Annotated in this window: 1 pseudogene; it reads left to right on the forward strand. The window is 63.5% G+C overall.

The features are described 5' to 3' along the window. Nucleotides 1-94 precede the first annotated feature (94 nt). Nucleotides 95-1116, forward strand: a pseudogene (locus EOA38_RS37400) (excinuclease ABC subunit A); the annotation flags it as partial.

Genomic DNA, 1116 nt, shown 5'->3' on the forward strand with positions numbered 1-1116 from the left:
TCTCTCGACGTGGCGGCGAAATTACCTACATAGGGGATGGCCGGGACAAACCCGCCAATCCAGCAAAATTCCAGATCTGAGGCGGCGACCGGCGATGGCCGACCAAAAATACCTTTCCATTCGCGGGGCGCGCGAACACAATCTCAAGAACGTCGATCTCGACCTGCCGCGCGACAGCCTGATCGTCATGACCGGCCTGTCAGGATCCGGCAAGTCGTCGCTCGCCTTCGACACCATCTACGCCGAGGGCCAGCGCCGCTACGTCGAGAGCCTGTCGGCCTATGCCCGTCAGTTCCTGGAGATGATGCAGAAGCCGGACGTCGACCAGATCGACGGCCTGTCGCCCGCCATCTCGATCGAGCAGAAGACCACCTCGCGCAATCCGCGCTCGACGGTCGGCACCGTCACTGAGATCTACGACTATATGCGCCTGCTGTTCGCGCGCGTCGGCATCCCTTATTCGCCGGCCACCGGCCTGCCGATCGAGAGCCAGACGGTCAGCCAGATGGTCGACCGCGTGCTGGCGCTGGACGAAGGCACACGCCTCTATCTGCTGGCGCCGATCGTGCGCGGCCGCAAGGGCGAGTACCGCAAGGAACTGCTGGAACTGCAGAAGAAGGGTTTCCAGCGCGTCAAGGTCGACGGCGTCTTCTACGAGATCGCCGACGTGCCGGCGCTGGACAAGAAGTACAAGCACGACATCGACGTCGTCGTCGACCGCATCGTCGTGCGTGGTGATCTGGCGACACGGCTCGCGGATTCGATGGAAACCGCGCTGAAGCTCGCCGAAGGGCTGGCGGTGGCCGAGTTTGCCGACAGGCCGCTCGACGCCAGCCAGACCGGCGAGGACTCGGTCAACAAGTCAAAGAACGAGACGCATGAGCGCATCATGTTCTCGGAGAAATTCGCCTGCCCGGTGTCCGGCTTCACCATTCCGGAAATCGAGCCCAGGCTGTTCTCCTTCAACAACCCGTTCGGCGCCTGCCCGACCTGCGACGGCCTCGGCAGCCAGCGCGCCATCGACGCCAACCTCGTCGTGCCGGATGAGAACGTCTCGCTGCGCGACGGCGCCATCAGCCCATGGGCGAAATCGACCTCGCCCTACTACGCTCAAAC

Origin of the sequence: Mesorhizobium sp. M1E.F.Ca.ET.041.01.1.1 (assembly GCF_003997355.1) — a bacterium.
In the GTDB taxonomy this organism is placed as follows: Bacteria; Pseudomonadota; Alphaproteobacteria; order Rhizobiales; family Rhizobiaceae; genus Mesorhizobium.